Genomic DNA, 16,898 nt, shown 5'->3' on the forward strand with positions numbered 1-16,898 from the left:
ACATGACGTACGACGACGTGGAGATCCTCGGCATGATCGGCACCGCCGACGCCTCCGAGATCCGACCCCCCAGCGGCCCGGTGATCGACCCGGACTACACCGCCCGCTTCGCGAAGGCCCACGAGGACGGCGGCTTCGACCGGGTCCTCATCGGCTACGGCTCCGGCTGGTCCGAGGGCAACCAGGTGGCGGCGTACGTCGCCGGCCACACCGAGCGCCTCGGGCTGCTCATCGCCCACCGTCCCGGCGTCGTGCACCCGACGCTCGCGTCGCGGACGTTCTCGACCTTGGACCAGTTCAGCAAGGGGCGGGTCGCGCTCAACATCGTGACCGGCAGCAGCAACGTCGAGCAGCGCCGCGAGGGCGACTACGTGCCCCACGACGAGCGCTACTCGCGCACCGACGAGTACCTCGGCATCCTGCGCGACGCCTGGGACACCCGCGGTCCGCGCGACCACGAGGGCATCTACTACCGGTTCGAGGGCTTCGACCCGCAGGTCTTCCCCTACCAGGACCGCCACCTCGAGCTCTTCTTCGGCGGCAGCTCGCCGGCGGCGTACGTCGTCGGCTCGAAGCGCGCGGACACCTACATGCTGTGGGGCGAGCCGCTCAAGGAGACGGGCGACCAGATCGCCACGGTCTCCCAGCGGGCCGCCGAGGCCGGTCGCGCGCATCGGCCGCGGATCTCGGTCTCCTTCCGGCCGATCCTCGGGCGCACCGACGCCGAGGCCTGGGAGCGCGCGCACGGCATCCTCGACACGATCAACGGCGCGGTCGGCGCGCAGTTCAAGGAGAAGGTCAGCAAGCTCCACCCCCAGGGTGCGGCGCCGGAGAACGCCGGCTCGCAGCGGCTGCTCGCGGTCGCCGAGAAGGGCGAGCTGCACGACCGCTGCCTGTGGACCCCCACCACGAAGGCGGTCGGTGGTGGCGGCAACTCCACCGCTCTGGTCGGCTCGCCCGAGACCGTCGCGGCGGCGATCCTCGACTACGTCGAGATCGGCGTCGACACCGTGCTCATCCGGGGCTACGACCCGCTCCAGGACGCCATCGACTACGGGCGCGACCTGCTGCCCCTGGTCCGCCAGGAGCTCGCCCACCGAACGTTGACCCGTGCGACCGCTTGACGGAGTGCGGGTCGTCGAGCTCGCCCACGTCGCCGCCGGGCCGTTCGCGGGCATGCTGCTCGCGGACCTCGGCGCCGACGTGGTCAAGATCGAGCCCCCGACCGGTGACCAGATGCGCGGCTGGCCGCCCTTCGCGAGTGACGGCGACGAGCGGTTCAGCCACAACTTCGCATCGGTCAACCGCAACAAGCGCTCGGTGGTCGCCGACCTCAAGGACCCGGCCGACCTCCAGCGCGCTCGCGACCTGATCGCGGCGGCCGACGTCGTGGTCGAGAACTACCGGCCGGGCGTGCTCGACCGGCTCGGACTCGGCTACGACACCGTCAGCGAAGGCCACCCCGGGCTCGTCTACTGCTCGATCTCCGGCTACGGACTCACCAGTCCCTACGTCAACGACGGCGCGTACGACGTCGTGATCCAGGGCATGTCCGGCCTGATGAGCGTGACCGGTCCGGCCGACGGCGGTCCGGCCAAGGCCGGGGTGCCGGTCGGAGACTTCGCGGCCGGCCTCTACGCGGCGTACACGATCGCAGCACTGCTTCCGCAGGTCGGTCGCACCGGCGTCTCGGTGCGCGTCGACTGCCCGATGCTGGACTGCCTGCTGGGCATCTCGGCCCTGCAGACCAGTGAGTACTGGGGATCCGGGCACGAGCCCGGCCGGCTCGGCACGGCGCACCCGCGCAACGCGCCCTACCAGGGCTTCACCGCGGCCGACGGCGACTTCACCGTCGCGGCCGGCAACGACCGGCTCTGGGCGGCGGTCGCGGATGTCGTCGGGCTGCCCGAGCTGGTCGCCGACCCGCGATTCCTGACCCAGCTCGACCGGGTCGCCCACCAGCACCAGCTCGAGGCACTGCTCCAGCAGCGGTTCGCGCTGCGCAAGCGGGAGGAGTGGCTCACCGAGCTGCGCGCCCGGGGGGTGCCGTGCGGTCCGCTCAACACCTTCGGCGAGATCCTCGCCGACCCGCACGTCGAGGCGACCGGTCTGGTCGGTGAGCTCGACGTACCGGTCGCGGGACCGACGCCGACCGTGGTCTTCCCGGTGCGCATCGAGGGTCAGGACGCCCGGCTCGACCGGGCTGCCCCGGTGCTGGGCGCGGATGTGGACGTGTACGACGAGTGGGTGAGCGCATGAGCCTCCTCGTCGACCGCGGTGCGGCGTGGACGGTCACGCTCCACCGGCCCGACCGCGCCAACGCGCTCTCCGCCGAGCTCGTCGAGGACCTCCACGAGGTGCTCGACGAGGCGGACGAGGAGTGTCCCGGGGCGCTGGTGCTCCGGGGCAACCAGCGCCACTTCGCGGCCGGCTTCGACCTCGGCGGGCTGGCCCACGAGTCGGATGCCTCGTTGGCGCTGCGGTTCCTGCGGATCGGCCTGCTCCTCGAGCGGCTGCTCTCCGCGCCGTACGTCACCGTCGCGGTCGCCGAGGGGGCGGCCGTCGGCGCGGGTGCCGATCTGGTGCTCGCCTGCGACCACCGGCTGGTCGACCCGTCCGTGACGCTCCGCTTCCCGGGCAGCGCCTTCGGCGTCGTCCTCGGCGCCCGACGCCGGACCGAGCTCGGCGCGCACCAGGTGACCGGGTCTCCGTCCTCGCTCGACGCCACCCTGCGCGCGGCACCACCCACCCGTCCACCGCACGACGCCGACACCGAGCTCGCCGACCTGGCCCGCTCGGTCGCCGTGCCGGGCCTGCGCGACCGCATCGCGGCCTACGCCGGCCTCACTCTTCAGAAGGAGATCGCATGAGTCACCCCACGAAATCCTCAGCCTCCCCCGCTTCGCTCCTCCGTCCGACGATTCCGCGGGGACCCCGACAGGCGACCCAGCAGATCGTCCCCGTCCGCAGCGAGGTGCCCGAGATCGCGGCCTTCGCGCAGACCGTGCAGGAGCTGGTCCGATCGGGCCTCGACGAGAAGTCGCTGACCGCGGCGATCCAGGCCGAGCTCACCGAGGTGCTCGCAGCCGGCTTCGAGCTGCCGGCCGACAAGGTCCAGCCCGACACCGAGCGCTACGTGATGTATCCGCTGCACGTCGCCGAGGACGGCTCCTTCTCGATCGCGAGCGCGGTCTGGAACGTCGGGCAGGGCACGCCCGTGCACGGCCACGAGACCTGGGGCGTCGTCGGGATCTACAGCGGCGTCGAGGTCGAGACCCGCTACGAGAAGCCGACCGTCCCCGACGTACCTCTCGTTGCCGAGGGCACCGACGAGTGGGGCGCCGGCCAGGTGACCGTCTGCTGCACCACCGACGACGACGTGCACCAGGTCCGCTGCGGCGGCGACGTCCCCGTCGTCGGGATCCACGTCTACGGCGCCGACATCGGCACACTGCCGCGCCGTTCCTACGACCCGGACACCGGTGCCGTGCACTGGTTCACCTCCAGCTGGGCCCACCGATGAGGAGCACTCAGATGACACACACCGAGATCACCGCCTGGGACGAGCCGGTCGGCGGTACGCCGCGTGGCACCGTCGTGGTCCTGCCGGGCCGCGGCGAGACGCCCGCGTCGTACGCCCGCTTCGGCGGGCGGCTCTCCGCCGACGCCTACAAGGTGCGGCTGGTGCCGCTCTCGCTGGACGACGTCGACGATGCCGTCGTCGCGGTGGAGAAGCTGCTCGCCGACGAGTCGCTGCCGTCGCCGAAGGTGCTGCTCGGCACCGATGCCGGAGCGACCCTCGTCGCCACGGTTGCCGAGTCGCTGCCGGTGGACGCCGCCGTGATCGCGGGCATCGTGCTGCCGGAGTCGGCCGAAGTCGACTCGTGGTCCGACGAGGTCGAGGCGCGCTCGGCGTGCCCGGTGCACCGACGGGTGATCGAGGAGGACGAGGACTTCGGTCGAGGGGCGCTCAGCCAGCCGCTGCCGTGGACCTCGGTCGACCTGGTGGCGCCGACGAAGCCGACGCTCGTCCTGCACGGCACCGCCGACGTGGTCACGCCGCCGAGCGTCGTGGAGCCCTACCTCGGTGCCTCGACCGCTCGCGTGCGGCTGGTCGAGGGCGGTCGTCACGACGTGCTCAACGACCTGTCGCACCGGTCGGTGGCGGCCACGATCGTGCTCTTCCTCGAGTCGCTCCGGCTCGGGTCCGACCTTCCCGACGTCGTCACGGCAGCCCGATGAGCGGCATCGCCGTCGTCGTCGGCAACCCGAAGCCGGCCAGCCGCACACTGGCGGCCGCGACGTACGTCGCCCGCGAGCTGGCCGGCGAGCCGGACCTCGTGGTCGACCTCGCCACCCTCGGGCCCGCCATGCTCGACTGGTCCGACCCGACCGTCGCCGACCTCGTCGCGCAGGTCGGTGCCGCCGACCTGGTCGTCGTCGCCAGCCCGACGTACAAGGGCACCTACACGGGGCTGCTCAAGCTCTTCCTCGACCGGTTCGCCGGCGGGACCGGGCTGAGCGGGCTCGCCGTACCTCTGATGCTCGGCGGCGGCCCTGCCCACTCCCTCGCGCCCGAGCTGTCGCTGCGGCCGGTGCTCACCGAGATCGGCGGCACCGTGCCCGGCCGAGGGCTCTACGTCCTCGACGCGCAGCACGACGACCCGGCGGCGTACGCCGACTGGCTCGACCGCACCCGACCGACAGTCACCACCCTCCTGAAAGGACGTGCCGCGTGACCGCCTCGACGCTGTCCACCAACCTGACCACCAACCAGGACCTCGATCCTGCCCGGCTCCGTCAGGCCTTCGGCATCTTCCCGTCGGGGGTCGTCGCCGTGGCCGCCGAGGTCGACGGCAGGCCGGTCGGCCTCGCTGCGAGCTCGTTCGCGTCCGTGAGCCTCGACCCGCCCCTGGTGTCGATCAACCTGGCGGTCTCGTCGAAGACGTGGCCCGTCCTGCGCCGCGCCGACCACCTCGGCGTGACCGTCCTGGCCGACCACCACGACGTGGTCTGCCGCCAGCTCGCCGGTCCGGTCGACGAGCGTTTCGACGAGATCGCCTACACGGTCGCGCCCGGGGGAGCCGTCACCCTCGACGAGGGCCTGGCGCAGTTCGACTGCACGATCTACCAGGAGGTCGAGGCGGGCGACCACGTCCTCGTGCTGCTCGAGCTCCACTCCGTGCGCCACGTCGACCACGCCGACGCCAGCACGCCGCTGGTCTTCCACCGCAGCGCCTTCGGCAAGCTCCAGCAGGGCTGATGCCGACCGCGGTGCCCCCGGCAGGATTCGAACCTGCGACCTAGAGATTAGAAGGCTCTTGCTCTATCCAGCTGAGCTACAGGGGCGGGAGTCCGGAAGCCAGCCCCGCTGTGCTTCCGCCCCGGCAGATTATGCAGCACCGTCCACCTGAGGACATGAACTGAGGGCTTGCGGGGCACTGCTCCCGTACCGCACGCGGCTGGGTGAAGCCTCACGCCACTGCTGCGGGGACTCGAGGTCGAGTTGCATGGCCCGTCGCTCACTCTGCGGCGGGTCATGGCCACGTCCCGGTCCAACCCTTTGGGGTGAAAGGTTTGGGTCGGGCTGCGGCGACGGGAAAGATTCCCGCATGCGTAGCAACGAACCTGTGCGCGTCAGCGTCGTGAGTCCGCAGCCGATCGTCGCGGCCGGTGTCGCTGGCCTGCTGGCTCGGCACCCGGACCGGGTCGAGCTCGTGCCCACGCCACGCCTCGGGCAGCCCGGTGTGTCCGACGCCGAGCTGTCGGTGGAACCGGACGTGGTGCTGTACGACGCCATCGGGATGCTCCGCGGCGATGGCCGCGACCTGGATCACCTGGTCGACCACGCGACGTCGCACGTCCTCGTGATCTCCCACGACCTGCGCCCGGACCTGGCGAGCCGGGCCTTGCAGCGCGGGGCGCAGGGGTACTTCTCGCTGGCGGTCGACACTGACGACCTGCTGGCTGCGATCGACTCGGCGGTGACGGGCTGGGTGGTCGGCGACGCGGGGGAGGACCCGACCGTCGGCTCCGGGGTGAGTGCCGCCGCGGCCCTGCGCAACGGCAACACCGTGGGGCTCTCGGACCGCGAGGCCGAGACGCTGTCACTGATCGCGCAGGGGCGGAGCAACAAGGAGATCGCCGCCCAGCTCTACCTGTCGATCAACTCGGTCAAGACCTACATCCGCACGACCTACCAGAAGATCGGGGTCACCAGTCGCTCGCAGGCGGTGAGCTGGGCCATCCAGAACGGCATCAGCCCCGAGCCCGGCACGACCCGGGGCGACCGCGGGACCGGGGCTACTGCCGGGTCGTGATGATCCGCATCCGCTCCTCCGGCGTGATCAGGTGGTCGCTGTCGTCGGCGTCCTCGCCGAGGTCGATCTGGACGCGGTGGATGCGACCGGTGAACTCGCTGCCACGGGTGTCGTAGTCGTCGCTGACCTGCGTCCCGGTGTCGGAGCCGAGGTCGAGCGTCTCGTCCGTCGAGAAGATGAGCGGGACGGTGTGCTCGATGCGCCCGCCGCCGACCCTGCCGCCGTCGACGTAGAGGTCGACGGTTCCGCCCTTGCCCAGACCTCCGCCGTCGTACGCGAACTCGACCCGGACCTGGTGGTCTCCCGCCGCTACCTGGGTGTCGCCGCGCACGTGGAACCGCTCGAGGCCGAAGAGGTTGTAGCAGTACGTGGGACGACCCTCGAGCAGGTAGAGGCTCCAGCCGCCGAACGCCCCGCCCTGGGCCACGATGACCCCGGATGCGCCCCCGTCGGGGACGTGGATGTCAGCGGTGACGGCGTGCGACTTGTTCTTCACGTTGAGCACGGTGTTCTCGGTCAGTCGCCGCATGCCCCCGAAGAGCAGCTGGCGGGTGCCGCTCACCAGGCTGGGACGGCCGGCGAGGACGGGGTCGAACCGTTCCACGCGGCGGTCGTCGAGGGGGAAGACGTTGTACTTCGCCGCCTCGAGGAGGAACTTGCGCTGCAGGTCGGCGAGTCTGTCGGGGTGCTCGGCGGCGACGTCGTGGGCCTGGGTCCAGTCGTCGGGCGCGTAGAGCTCCCACACGTCGTCGTCCATCGCGCCCGGGGTCGTCGGGTCCCAGGGGATCGAGTGCCGCGTCACGGCGGTCCAGCCCCGGTGGTAGATGCCGCGGTTGACGAACATCTCGAAGTACTGGATGTCGTGCCGGTCGGCGGCACCGGCCTCGTCGAAGGTGTAGGCCATGCTGACGCCCTCGTAGGGCTTCTGCTGCACGCCGTGGACGAACGTGGGCTCGGGGAGCCCGGCGGCTTCGAGCACGGTGGGCGCCACGTCGATGACGTGGTGGAACTGGTTGCGGATCTCTCCGCGGGCGTCGATGCCACCCGGCCAGTGCACGATCGTGCCGTTGCGGGTGCCGCCCCAGTGGGAGGCGACCTGCTTGGTCCACTGGTACGGCGTGTTCATGGCGTGCGCCCAGCCCACGGCGTAGTGGTTGTACGCCGACGGCGTGCCGAAGTCGTCGATGCGCTCCGCCATGAACTCGGTGGTCTGGAGGGCCGTCGCGCCGTTGAGGTTGATCAGCTCGTTGAACGTGCCGTGGAGGTCGCCCTCGGCCGATGCGCCGTTGTCGCCGATGATCACGTAGACGAGGGTGTCGTCGAGGATCTCCAGCTCGGCCAGCGCGTCGATCAGGCGCCCGACGTGGTGGTCGGTGTGCTCGAGGAAGCCGGCGTACACCTCCATCTGGCGGGCGAGCACCGGCTTGAGGTCGTCGGGCATCTCGTCCCAGCCGGGGATTTGCTCGTGGCGCTCGGTCAGGTCGGCGTCCTCCGGCACGACGCCGAGAGCCTTCTGGCGCGCGATGGTCTCCTCGCGCAGCGCGTCCCAGCCCTGGTCGAACCTGCCCTTGTACCTGTCCGACCACTCGACCGGCACGTGGTGGGGAGCGTGGGTGGCCCCGGGGGCGAAGTAGGCGAAGAACGGCTTGTCCGGCATCAGCGCCTTCTGCTGCTGCACCCAGGCGATCGCGTGGTCGGTCATGTCCTCGGTGAAGTGGTAGCCCTCCTCCGGCGTACGGTCCGGCTCGACGGGGGTGGTGTCGCTGTAGATCGCCGGGGCGTACTGGTTGGTCTCGCCGCCGAGGAACCCGTAGAAGTGCTCGAACCCGCCGCCGCCGGACGGCCAGTTGTCGAAGGGCCCCATCGGGCTGGTCTGCCAGACCGGCACCTCGTGGCACTTGCCGAACTGGGCAGTGGAGTAGCCGTTGAGCTTGAGCGTCTCGGCCAGCGGGGCGCAGGTGTTGGGCCGCAGCGAGCTGTAGCCCGGCGCCGAGGTCGCGATCTCGGTGATGCCGCCCATGCCCACCGTGTGGTGGTTGCGGCCCGAGAGCAGCGCCGCCCGGGTCGGCGAGCAGAGCGCCGTCGTGTGGAAGCGGGTGTAGCGCAGGCCCTGTTCGGCGAGCCGGTCGAACGTGGGGGTGTTGATCGGCCCGCCGAAGGCGCTGGAGGCCCCGAACCCGCAGTCGTCGATCAGGACGACCAGGACGTTGGGCGCGCCCTCCGGGGGCAGCAGCGGCACGATCGGCGGGAAGGCCGTGTCCGGGTCCTTGGCGTCGTACGTGACGGGGCCGCGCGCTGCCTGGTCGGGGATGGGAAGCACCTGACGCTGCACGGTCTCGGTCACGACGACTCCTTGTCTGCTCGCCGCCGCTCCACCGCGATCGGCAGCTCATCGTGGCCGTCGATCCAGGGACGTCGCGCCACCCGAACCGGGTGAAGCGGCGGGGTAGTCACGGACGTTGTGGTGGCTCCACGGGCAAATCGACCACCACGACGTCCGTGACTACCCCTGAACGAAGTGGCGCGTCTCACGCCCGCACCGCCCGGTCTCGATTTGAGGTCGGGTGGGGCGGTCTGCCTACCCTCGACGGGTCCCGGCACACCGGGACGGCCACCCGGGCACGCCGAGTCCTGTCCGGTCGGGGGGTCCCGCATCACAGCACGGACAGGAGCGGGGGAACCAGGTTCCTCGGGTCGCGACGCGACCCTCGGGGTGAAGCCACATCGATGGCCGGGCAACTCCAGCCCGAACCCGACAGCTAACTCCGCAGGCGTCGTAGGAGTCCTTCATGCGCATGCGCACCCTGCTGTCCACGGCTGCCCTCGCGGCCACCACCATCACCCCCGTCGTCGCGATGAGCGCCCCGGCGGACGCCACCCCCACCCGGACCTGGGACCGGATCGCTCGCTGCGAGTCGGGCGGCAACTGGCACATCAACACCGGCAACGGCTACTTCGGTGGCCTGCAGATCAGCAGCGGCACCTGGCACGGGTACGGCGGCGGCAAGTTCGCCCGGATCCCGAGCCGCGCCAGCAAGGCCCAGCAGATCCGCGTCGCCGAGCGGATCCAGAACGGTCAGGGCTGGGGCGCGTGGCCGACCTGCTCGCAGCGGGCCGGCGTGCGCTGACCCTGACCCGGGTTCAGTCCTCGGGCGTGGCGAAGGTCAGCAGGTCGCTCGCCGAGGGCACGAAGTAGTAGCCGCCCGTGAGCGGCGTCGAGTAGCGAGTCAGCTCGTCTCGTACGCCGCCACGGCCGGCCATGCTGTCGAGCATGTCGGCGAGCGGCGCCTGCGTGGCGCTGAAGCCGACGAAGACGGTGCCGTGGTCGGTCACGGTGCCGTACGGCGTGTTGCGCCGGAAGATCTGACCGAACTCCTCCTGGTCCGTGCGGGCCACGTGGGAGGTCGCGGGCTTGTCCTCGAGCTCGATGCTGTCCGGCTTGGTCCGGCCGATCACCTGCTCCTGCTGGTCCTGGCTCAACGCGCTCCACGCCGCGGCGTCGTGCGCCCACTTCTGCAGCAGCAGCACCGACCCGCCCTCACCGGGGGAGCCGTCGGGCACCAGCACCTCGGTCGGGGCGAGCAGCAGCGAGTGGTTCTCCGACCCGTCGATGAAGCCGGTCAGGTCGAGGTCGCGGTGGTAGGACCAGCTGACGATCTCCTCGGCCACGACCGCCACGTCGCGCAGCGCCGCGATCATCTCGGTCGCCGCGTCGAAGACCACGTCGTACGACGCCCCCGCGATCCACAGCACCAGGTCGTGCTGGGTCGCGGGCATCGTGAATCCCTCGATCCCGTCGACCGGCTCGTCGAAGCCGTGCAGGTCCTCCGGCGTCCGGTCCGGCGCGACGGCACGCCACACCTCCGGACGGAACCCGGTCACCAGGTTGACCCCGCCCATCGTCGTCCGCGGCTCGGTGAGGTCGGCGACGGCGGACACCAGTGCCGCAGCGTCCGCGCCCGTCAGGTCGAGCTCGAGATAGGTGTGGGCGAGGTTGCCGAGCGCGAAGATCCCGGTCTGGGGGACGGTCACCTCAGCGCCGGTGCTCGCCCATCCACGCCTCGACGTCGGTCGAGGTGCGGGGGAGCGCGGCGGAGAGGTTGCGCGAGCCGTCGGCGGTGACCACGATGTCGTCCTCGATCCGGATGCCGATGCCGCGGAGCTCCTCGGGGACGAGCAGGTCGTCCTCCTGGAAGTAGAGGCCCGGCTCGACGGTCAGCACCATGCCCTCGGCGAGCGTGCCCTCGGCGTACGCCGCCGGCGCGGCCTGGCCGCAGTCGTGGACGTCCATGCCGAGCATGTGGCTGGTGCCGTGGAGCGTCCAGCGCGCGTAGACCCGGCTCTCGGGGTCGAGCGCCTCCTCGGCGCTGACCGGCAGCAGCTGCATCGCCTCGAGTCCGTGCGCCAGCACCTCCATCGCGGCGTTGTGGGCGGCCCGGAAGGGCTCACCGGGCCGGATCGCGTCGATGCCGGCCTGCTGGGCGTTGTAGACGAGGTCGTAGAGCTCGCGCTGCAGGTCGGTGAAGCGGCCGTCGATCGGCAGCGTGCGGGTGACGTCGGCGGTGTAGAGCAAGCGGTTCTCGACACCCATGTCGAGCAGCACCAGCTGGCCGGGGGTGATCGGTCCGGAGTTCTCGATCCAGTGCAGCGTCGTGGCGTGGGAACCGCCCCCGACGATCGAGTCGTAGCCGATGTCGTTGCCCATCGCCCGGGCCCGGCGGAAGAAGGTGCCCTCGATCCAGCGCTCGCCGTACTTCAGGACGTCGTCCCACTCGCGCACGGAGTCCTCGAAGCCGAGCGTGGTGATGTCGCACGCCTCCTGGAGCTGCGCGACCTCCCAGTCGTCCTTGATCAGCCGCAGCTCGGAGGCGACCCGGGTCAGCTCGGGGTCGACGTCCAGCACCCGCGTCTTGCGGTCGCCGTCGTCGTACGACGGGAGCTCGTCGATGTGGCGGACCTCGATGCCGAGGGAGTCCGAGATCTCCTTGAGCGAGGGACGACGGCCGGCCCAGAGCTCGCCGTACTGCCGGTCGCGGAAGAACTCGTCGGTCTCGCGCGAGGAGCGCGGCCGGGCGTAGAGCACGGACTCGCCGTCGTCGACGACCAGCACGGCGTCGCTCGTCTGGTTGCCCGAGAAGTAGGTGTGGGCCGTGTCGGGCCGGAACCGGTAGTCGGTGTCGTAGGCGCGCACCTTGTAGGTGCCGGCCGGCAGCACCAGCCGCTCGCCGGGGAAGGCCTCCGCGAGCTTCGCGCGGCGCTGTGCGGCAGGTCCGGCGACGGGCTCGACCGCGAGGTCGAGGTCGCGGTCACCCCAGCCCTGGCGCATGAAGGCGGCGTAGGCGGCGGGGACGGCCGGGTCGTGCGACTCGGTCTTCGGCTCGGCGGTCTCAGGAGTGGTCTGCTCGCTCACGCACCTCACTCTACGCCGGGAGTCGGGGCTCGAAGAGTGCCCCCGATAGGCTGCGGGCCATGCCCGGAACCCGCCGTGAGAGCGCCGCGTCGTCGGTCGCCTTCACGGTGGTCGTCACGGTGCTGGTCTGCCTCGGCGCCCTCGCGATCCTCGCGATCCTGGCCTTCGCGGGTGCTCCGCGGACGGTCGTCCTGGCCACCGCGCTCGCGGCCGTCCCGGTCGGTCCGCTGGTCGCCTGCTACCTCTGGCTGGACCGTTATGAGCCCGAGCCGCGGAGCATGCTCGCCTCGGGTCTGCTCTGGGGCTCGTTCGTGGCGACCGCCGCCGCGATCGTGCTGCAGGGCCTCGGTGGCCTCATGGGTGGCGTCACCGACCGGCTCTCGCTCGAGCTGGTCGCGCCGCTGACCGAGGAGCTCTGCAAGGGGCTCTTCCTCTTCCTCCTGCTGTGGTGGCGTCGCGGCGAGCTCGACGGCGTCCTCGACGGGATCGTCTACGCCGGCATGGTCGGCATCGGCTTCGCCTTCACCGAGAACATCCTCTACCTGGCCGCGGCGTACAACGGCACCGACGGCATGGGCCCGGGCGGCATCGAGGCCGTCACGACGACGTTCGTGGTGCGCTGCGTCGTCAGCCCCTTCGCGCACCCCCTCTTCACCGCGTTCACCGGCATCGGCGTCGGCCTGGCCGTCAACGCCCGCAGCCGCGGTGCCCGCGCGCTGTGGCCGCTCGCCGGTCTCGCCTGCGCCGTGGTCGCGCACGCCACCTGGAACACCGCGACCGTCTACGGCGCCGACAGCTTCGGGATCGCGTACGTCGTCCTGATGGCGCCCGTCTTCGTCGGCATCGCCTCGCTGGCCATCTGGTCGCGGAGCTCGGAGCGCCGGCTGCTGGCCTCGGCGCTCACCGACGCCGCCAACCGCGGCCTGGTCCCGGCGACCGACATCGGCTGGGTCGTCGACCTCGGTGCGCGCCGCCGCAGCCGCGCCTACGCACGCAGCGTCGGCGGCAAGCCGGGCGAGCGGGCGATGCGCGACTACCAGCAGGCGACCATCGAGCTCGGCTTCCTCCACTACCGTTACCTGCGGGGCACGCCGCCGCCGGACTACGCCGCCCGCGGCCAGCAGTTCCTCCAGCGCATCGACGAGCTCCGCCCGACGATCGCTTTCCCCGGACAGGTGGTACCCACCCGATGACGGTCTCTCCCGACCACGACTCCCGCATGCTCACGGCGCTGGTGCAGCTCCGTGGCGCGCTGCAGGACGCCCGGCTGCCGCTGGACGTCGCCGGGGTGGAGGAGCGTCGTACGTCGCGCCAGCAGCTGGTCGACCAGCTCGAGGACTACGTGCTGCCGCGGCAGATGAGCGTCGAGGCCCCGCTGCTCGCGGTGGTCGGTGGATCGACCGGCGCGGGCAAGTCCACTCTGGTCAACTCGATTGTCGGCCACCGGGTGACCGCCTCGGGGCTGCTGCGCCCGACCACCCGGTCACCGGTCCTCGTGCACCACCCCGACGACGCCCACTGGTTCGGCCAGGACCGCCTCCTGCCCGACCTGGTCCGGGTCGACCACTCGACCGACGACCCCGACTCGCTCCAGCTGGTCGCCTCCGACACCGTGCCCGTCGGCCTGGCGATCCTCGACGCACCCGACGTCGACTCGGTCGAGGAGCGCAACCGGCTGCTCGCCGCCCAGCTGCTCGCCGCCGGCGACCTGTGGCTCTTCGTGACGTCGGCAGCGCGCTACTCCGACCAGGTGCCGTGGGACTACCTCAAGCGGGCCGCCGAGCGCTCGACGTCGGTCGCGATCGTGCTCGACCGCACCCCGGCCGACGCGATCAGCACCGTCGCCGCCCACCTGGCCCGGATGCTCGCGAGCCGCGGTCTCAAGGACTCGCCCCTGTTCACCGTCAACGAGGCGCCGGTCGACGAGGACGGGCTGCTGGCGCCCGCCGAGGTCGCCGACATCCGCACCTGGCTCGTCTCGCTGGCCGGCGACAACGGCGCCCGCGACGCCGTCGTACGCCAGACCCTCGACGGCACCGTGCGCACCCTCGGGCGCCAGGCGCACGTCATCGCCGACGCCGTCACCGAGCAGATCACCGCGCTCGACGAGCTCCGGACGGCTGCCACCGCGGCGTACGCCGAGGCCGAGGCTGCTGCTCTGGCAGCCACGACCGACGGCTCGCTGCTGCGGGGCGAGGTCGCCGCGCGCTGGCGGGAGTTCGTCGGGACCGGCGAGCTGCTCAAGTCGCTCGACAACAAGGTGAGCCGGCTGCGCGAGCGGGTGGTCAGCGCGGTCAAGGGCACCGCCCAGCAGGCCGACCGCGTCAGCGTCGCCGTCGAGGCCGGTCTCGAGCTCATGGTCCTCGACCACGCCGAGAGTGCCGCCGGAGCCGCCCGGGCAGCCTGGGACGAGCTCGGCACGGCCGGTCCCGTGGTCGCCGCGGCCGAGGGCGACCTCGGTCGCGCCTCACGCGACCTGCGTCGCCGGGCGGAGGGCGAGGTCCGCGCCTGGCAGCAGGAGCTGGCCGACCTCGTGAAGACGCACGGCGCCGCGGAGCGCAGCTCCCGCTACCTCGCGTACGGCGCCCGGGGCCTGGCCGTGACGCTGGCCGTGGTCTCGCTGGCCGACGACTCCGACACCAGCGGATCGAGCGTCGCGGTCGGTCACACGCTGCTGGACGCCGTCTTCGGCGCCGACCAGACCCGCACCCTCGTCGCGCAGGCCCGCGCCGGGCTGCAGCGGCGGGTGTCGGCGCTCCTCGAGGGCGAGCGGGGCCGCTATCTCGGCCTCCTCGACGCCGTGGACCTGCCCCCTGACGCGGCGCAGGTGCTGCGCTCCGCGGCCCGTCGGGTCGACGACCGCCGCTTCGAGCAGAGCCGTCCGGGGGGCGACTGAGGCGTGCCCTAGGGTGGGAGCGCACTGTTTTCACGGCAACACCACCGCCCTGCGGGCGGGTCGAGGGAGAAGATGACGTCCTTGCTCGAGGGGACCGGCCGACTGGTCACCCGCGGTACCGACATCGGTGCGCGCATCGAGGGCCTCGACGATGCCAACCGGGCCGCGCGCGGCCGGCTCGACGACGCCCTGGTGGACGAGTCCGCCGAGGTCGTCGAGCGAGCGGCCGGCCGGCTGCGACTGTCGGCGACCCACACCGTGGTCGCCATCGCGGGCGCCACCGGGTCGGGCAAGTCGTCGACCTTCAACGCGTTGACCGGCCTGGAGCTCTCCGCCGTCGGCGTACGCCGTCCCACGACGTCGTGGGCCACCGCCTGCGTGTGGGGCCGCGACGGTGCCGACGAGCTGCTCGACTGGCTCGGGATCCCGCCGCGCCACCAGACCACCCGTGACTCGATGCTCGACCTCGGCCGCGGCGAGAGCCAGGGCGAGCTCGACGGCGTCGTGCTCCTCGACCTCCCCGACCACGACTCGACCGAGGTGGCCCACCACCTCGAGGTCGACCGGCTGGTCGCGCTCGCCGACGTGCTCGTGTGGGTCCTCGACCCGCAGAAGTACGCCGACGCAGCCATCCACGACCGCTACCTCGCGCCCTCGGCCGAGCAGCAGGACGTGATGCTGGTCGTGCTCAACCACATCGACACCGTGCCCGAGGACCGGCGCGAGTCGATGCTCGCCGACATCCGCCGGCTGCTCGACGACGACGGCCTCGACCGGGTGCCCGTCCTCGCGGTGAGCGCTCGGCAGGGTACCGGCATCCCCGAGCTGCGCGCCGAGATCGGGCGCCGCGCCGCCGAGAAGCAGTCCACGCGGGCGCGCCTCGACGGCGACGTGCGTGGCATGGCCGCGAAGGTGGCCGAGGTCTCCGGTGACGGCGCCACCCGCGTCGTCGAGACCACCCGGCTCACCGCCCTCGACGACGCCTTCGCCGAGGCCGCGGGCGTGCCCGTGGTCGTCGAGGCCGTCGAGCGCTCGCTGCGCATGCGCGGCTTCCGGGCCACCGGCTGGCCCGTGCTCGGGTGGCTCGGTGGCATCAAGCAGGACCCCCTCAAGCGTCTCGACCTCGACCTGGGTGAGGACGGTCGGGCGCTGAGCGGTCGCTCCCGGACCGCGCTGCCGGAGGCGACCCAGGTCCAGCGGGCCCGGGTCGACACCGAGGTCCGCACCCTCGCCGACGACGTCAGCGACGGACTCGCCGCCCCGTGGGTCGAGTCCGTACGCCGGGCCTCCGTCTCACGGCTCGACGAGCTCGGTGACCGCCTCGACGCCGGTCTCGCGGCCACCGACCTCGGTGCCGCCAGGCTGCCCGCGTGGTGCGGGCTGGTCCGCGTCGTCCAGTGGCTGCTGCTGCTCGCCGCCGTCGTCGGCCTCGGCTGGACCGGGGTGCTGCTCGGGACCGGCAAGCTCCAGGACTCCGACACCCCGCAGGTGGCCGGGATCGCCGTGGCTCTCGTGCTCCTCGTCGGCGGGGTCGTGGTCGGCCTGCTCCTCGGGCTGCTGTCGCGTCTGCTCGTCGGGCGGATGGCGCGGCGTCGCGCCGAGGAGGCCGACGTACGCCTGCGGCACGCGGTCAACGAGGTCACCCACGAGCTGGTGGTCGAGCCGGTCGAGGCCGAGCTGATGGCCTACACGACTGTCCGCAACGGGCTGGTCAAGGCCCAGTCCTAGGCCACCAACCCTCCACAGGGCGCCCCTCGGGCGGCCTTCTCCACAGGCGTCCCCTCCGGGCGGCCCGGTCGTCGGTGCTGCCGCCCAGTCTCGATCTGTCGCACCGACCGATCGAGGCAAGGAGACCTCATGAACGAAACACAGATCACGCTCCAGGGCTGGCTCGGGGGAGACGTCGTCCTCCGCAAGGCGGGCGAGGTCCCGGTCGCCAACTTCCGGGTCGCGTCCACCCCACGCCGCTTCAACCGACGCACCGAGTCGTGGGGAGACGCGCCGACGCAGTGGTACACCGTCAACGTCTGGCGGGCGCTCGCCGACAACTGCGCGCAGTCGCTGCGCCGCGGCGACCCGGTGGTCGTGCACGGACGGCTCAACGTGCAGGTCTACGTCAACGCCGACAACATCGAGGTGACGACGTTCGAGATCGAGGCCGACCACGTGGGCCACGACCTGAGCCGGGGGACCAGCGCGTTCACCCGCACGCCGCGAGCGGTGCCTACCGGGGACGAGGCAGCGGTCACGGCCGCCTGATCACCCCGATCGG

General features: G+C 71.9%; 16 protein-coding genes, 1 tRNA gene and 1 riboswitch. Of the genes, 13 read left to right on the plus strand and 4 right to left on the minus strand.

What is annotated here, in order from left to right:
- The first annotated feature begins 2 nt into the window (after positions 1-2).
- From ABLE68_RS14430 to ABLE68_RS14460, 7 genes are all read left to right on the plus strand, one after another.
- The gene (locus tag ABLE68_RS14430; RefSeq protein WP_348872248.1) at positions 3-1,124 is read left to right on the plus strand and encodes an LLM class flavin-dependent oxidoreductase; all 1,122 of its coding nucleotides are present in this window, start codon (positions 3-5) and stop codon (positions 1,122-1,124) included.
- On the plus strand, positions 1,111-2,259 hold the full coding sequence (locus tag ABLE68_RS14435; RefSeq protein ID WP_348872249.1) for a CaiB/BaiF CoA transferase family protein: 1,149 nt from the start codon (positions 1,111-1,113) through the stop codon (positions 2,257-2,259). The genes ABLE68_RS14430 and ABLE68_RS14435 overlap by 14 nt, the downstream gene beginning before the upstream one ends.
- Positions 2,256-2,870, plus strand: coding sequence for an enoyl-CoA hydratase/isomerase family protein (locus ABLE68_RS14440; RefSeq protein WP_348872250.1), 615 nt, complete (start codon positions 2,256-2,258; stop codon positions 2,868-2,870). Before ABLE68_RS14435 ends, ABLE68_RS14440 begins: the two co-directional genes overlap by 4 nt.
- A gap of 104 nt (positions 2,871-2,974) precedes the next feature.
- Positions 2,975-3,523 carry a cysteine dioxygenase family protein gene (locus tag ABLE68_RS14445; RefSeq protein WP_348872251.1) on the plus strand — a complete coding sequence of 183 codons (549 nt, stop codon included), beginning with the start codon at positions 2,975-2,977 and terminating at the stop codon, positions 3,521-3,523.
- A gap of 11 nt (positions 3,524-3,534) precedes the next feature.
- Positions 3,535-4,242 (plus strand): alpha/beta hydrolase, encoded by a 708-nt coding sequence (locus ABLE68_RS14450; RefSeq protein ID WP_348872253.1) that lies wholly within the window; start codon positions 3,535-3,537, stop codon positions 4,240-4,242.
- Positions 4,239-4,739: an NADPH-dependent FMN reductase gene (locus ABLE68_RS14455; protein ID WP_348872255.1), complete on the plus strand. Its 501-nt coding sequence runs from the start codon at positions 4,239-4,241 to the stop codon at positions 4,737-4,739. Before ABLE68_RS14450 ends, ABLE68_RS14455 begins: the two co-directional genes overlap by 4 nt.
- On the plus strand, positions 4,736-5,263 hold the full coding sequence (locus tag ABLE68_RS14460) for a flavin reductase family protein (protein WP_348872256.1): 528 nt from the start codon (positions 4,736-4,738) through the stop codon (positions 5,261-5,263). Before ABLE68_RS14455 ends, ABLE68_RS14460 begins: the two co-directional genes overlap by 4 nt.
- 12 nt (positions 5,264-5,275) lie before the next feature.
- On the opposite strand, the gene ABLE68_RS14465 is transcribed toward ABLE68_RS14460, so the two are convergent.
- Positions 5,276-5,349, minus strand: a tRNA-Arg gene (locus ABLE68_RS14465).
- Positions 5,350-5,612: 263 nt separating this feature from the next.
- On the opposite strand from ABLE68_RS14465, the gene ABLE68_RS14470 reads away from it, so the two are divergent.
- Entirely contained in the window at positions 5,613-6,320 is a 708-nt protein-coding gene (locus ABLE68_RS14470) for a LuxR C-terminal-related transcriptional regulator (protein WP_348872257.1), read from the plus strand.
- Here the strand turns inward: ABLE68_RS14470 and ABLE68_RS14475 are convergent.
- Positions 6,304-8,664, minus strand: a complete 2,361-nt coding sequence (locus tag ABLE68_RS14475; protein ID WP_348872258.1) for an arylsulfatase — start codon at positions 8,662-8,664, stop codon at positions 6,304-6,306. The two genes, ABLE68_RS14470 and ABLE68_RS14475, sit on opposite strands and share 17 nt — an antisense overlap.
- A gap of 278 nt (positions 8,665-8,942) precedes the next feature.
- Positions 8,943-9,100, plus strand: a riboswitch (cyclic di-AMP (ydaO/yuaA leader).
- Between the two features lie 9 nt (positions 9,101-9,109).
- On the opposite strand from ABLE68_RS14475, the gene ABLE68_RS14480 reads away from it, so the two are divergent.
- Positions 9,110-9,448 carry a transglycosylase family protein gene (locus ABLE68_RS14480; protein WP_348872260.1) on the plus strand — a complete coding sequence of 113 codons (339 nt, stop codon included), beginning with the start codon at positions 9,110-9,112 and terminating at the stop codon, positions 9,446-9,448.
- Positions 9,449-9,461: 13 nt separating this feature from the next.
- Here ABLE68_RS14480 and ABLE68_RS14485 read toward each other — a convergent pair whose 3' ends face one another.
- The gene (locus ABLE68_RS14485) at positions 9,462-10,352 is read right to left on the minus strand and encodes a Dyp-type peroxidase (RefSeq protein ID WP_348872262.1); all 891 of its coding nucleotides are present in this window, start codon (positions 10,350-10,352) and stop codon (positions 9,462-9,464) included.
- 1 nt (position 10,353) lies between these two features.
- Positions 10,354-11,730 carry an aminopeptidase P family protein gene (locus ABLE68_RS14490; protein WP_348872263.1) on the minus strand — a complete coding sequence of 459 codons (1,377 nt, stop codon included), beginning with the start codon at positions 11,728-11,730 and terminating at the stop codon, positions 10,354-10,356.
- A gap of 59 nt (positions 11,731-11,789) precedes the next feature.
- On the opposite strand from ABLE68_RS14490, the gene ABLE68_RS14495 reads away from it, so the two are divergent.
- From ABLE68_RS14495 to ssb, 4 genes are all read left to right on the plus strand, one after another.
- A complete protein-coding gene (locus ABLE68_RS14495) occupies positions 11,790-12,923 on the plus strand; it encodes a PrsW family intramembrane metalloprotease (RefSeq protein ID WP_348872264.1) in 1,134 nt (377 codons plus the stop codon).
- Positions 12,920-14,626, plus strand: coding sequence for a dynamin family protein (locus ABLE68_RS14500; RefSeq protein ID WP_348872266.1), 1,707 nt, complete (start codon positions 12,920-12,922; stop codon positions 14,624-14,626). Before ABLE68_RS14495 ends, ABLE68_RS14500 begins: the two co-directional genes overlap by 4 nt.
- 72 nt (positions 14,627-14,698) lie before the next feature.
- On the plus strand, positions 14,699-16,354 hold the full coding sequence (locus ABLE68_RS14505) for a GTPase family protein (RefSeq protein WP_348872268.1): 1,656 nt from the start codon (positions 14,699-14,701) through the stop codon (positions 16,352-16,354).
- Between the two features lie 129 nt (positions 16,355-16,483).
- Positions 16,484-16,885 (plus strand): single-stranded DNA-binding protein, encoded by a 402-nt coding sequence (gene ssb / locus ABLE68_RS14510; protein ID WP_348872270.1) that lies wholly within the window; start codon positions 16,484-16,486, stop codon positions 16,883-16,885.
- The last annotated feature ends 13 nt before the right edge of the window (positions 16,886-16,898 follow it).

Origin of the sequence: Nocardioides pollutisoli (genome assembly GCF_040045055.1) — a bacterium.
GTDB lineage: Bacteria > Actinomycetota > Actinomycetes > Propionibacteriales > Nocardioidaceae > Nocardioides > Nocardioides tweenelious.

Bases quoted from the DNA above. Each gene is read 5' to 3' on its own strand.
- ABLE68_RS14430 (WP_348872248.1), top strand. From the start codon at position 3: ATGACGTACGACGACGTGGAGATCCTCGGCATGATCGGCACCGCCGAC.
- ABLE68_RS14440 (WP_348872250.1), top strand. From the start codon at position 2,256: ATGAGCCTCCTCGTCGACCGCGGTGCGGCGTGGACGGTCACGCTCCAC.
- ABLE68_RS14450 (WP_348872253.1), top strand. From the start codon at position 3,535: ATGACACACACCGAGATCACCGCCTGGGACGAGCCGGTCGGCGGTACG.
- ABLE68_RS14455 (WP_348872255.1), top strand. From the start codon at position 4,239: ATGAGCGGCATCGCCGTCGTCGTCGGCAACCCGAAGCCGGCCAGCCGC.
- ABLE68_RS14470 (WP_348872257.1), top strand. From the start codon at position 5,613: ATGCGTAGCAACGAACCTGTGCGCGTCAGCGTCGTGAGTCCGCAGCCG.
- ABLE68_RS14480 (WP_348872260.1), top strand. From the start codon at position 9,110: ATGCGCATGCGCACCCTGCTGTCCACGGCTGCCCTCGCGGCCACCACC.
- ABLE68_RS14495 (WP_348872264.1), top strand. From the start codon at position 11,790: ATGCCCGGAACCCGCCGTGAGAGCGCCGCGTCGTCGGTCGCCTTCACG.
- ABLE68_RS14500 (WP_348872266.1), top strand. From the start codon at position 12,920: ATGACGGTCTCTCCCGACCACGACTCCCGCATGCTCACGGCGCTGGTG.
- ABLE68_RS14505 (WP_348872268.1), top strand. From the start codon at position 14,699: ATGACGTCCTTGCTCGAGGGGACCGGCCGACTGGTCACCCGCGGTACC.
- ssb (WP_348872270.1), top strand. From the start codon at position 16,484: ATGAACGAAACACAGATCACGCTCCAGGGCTGGCTCGGGGGAGACGTC.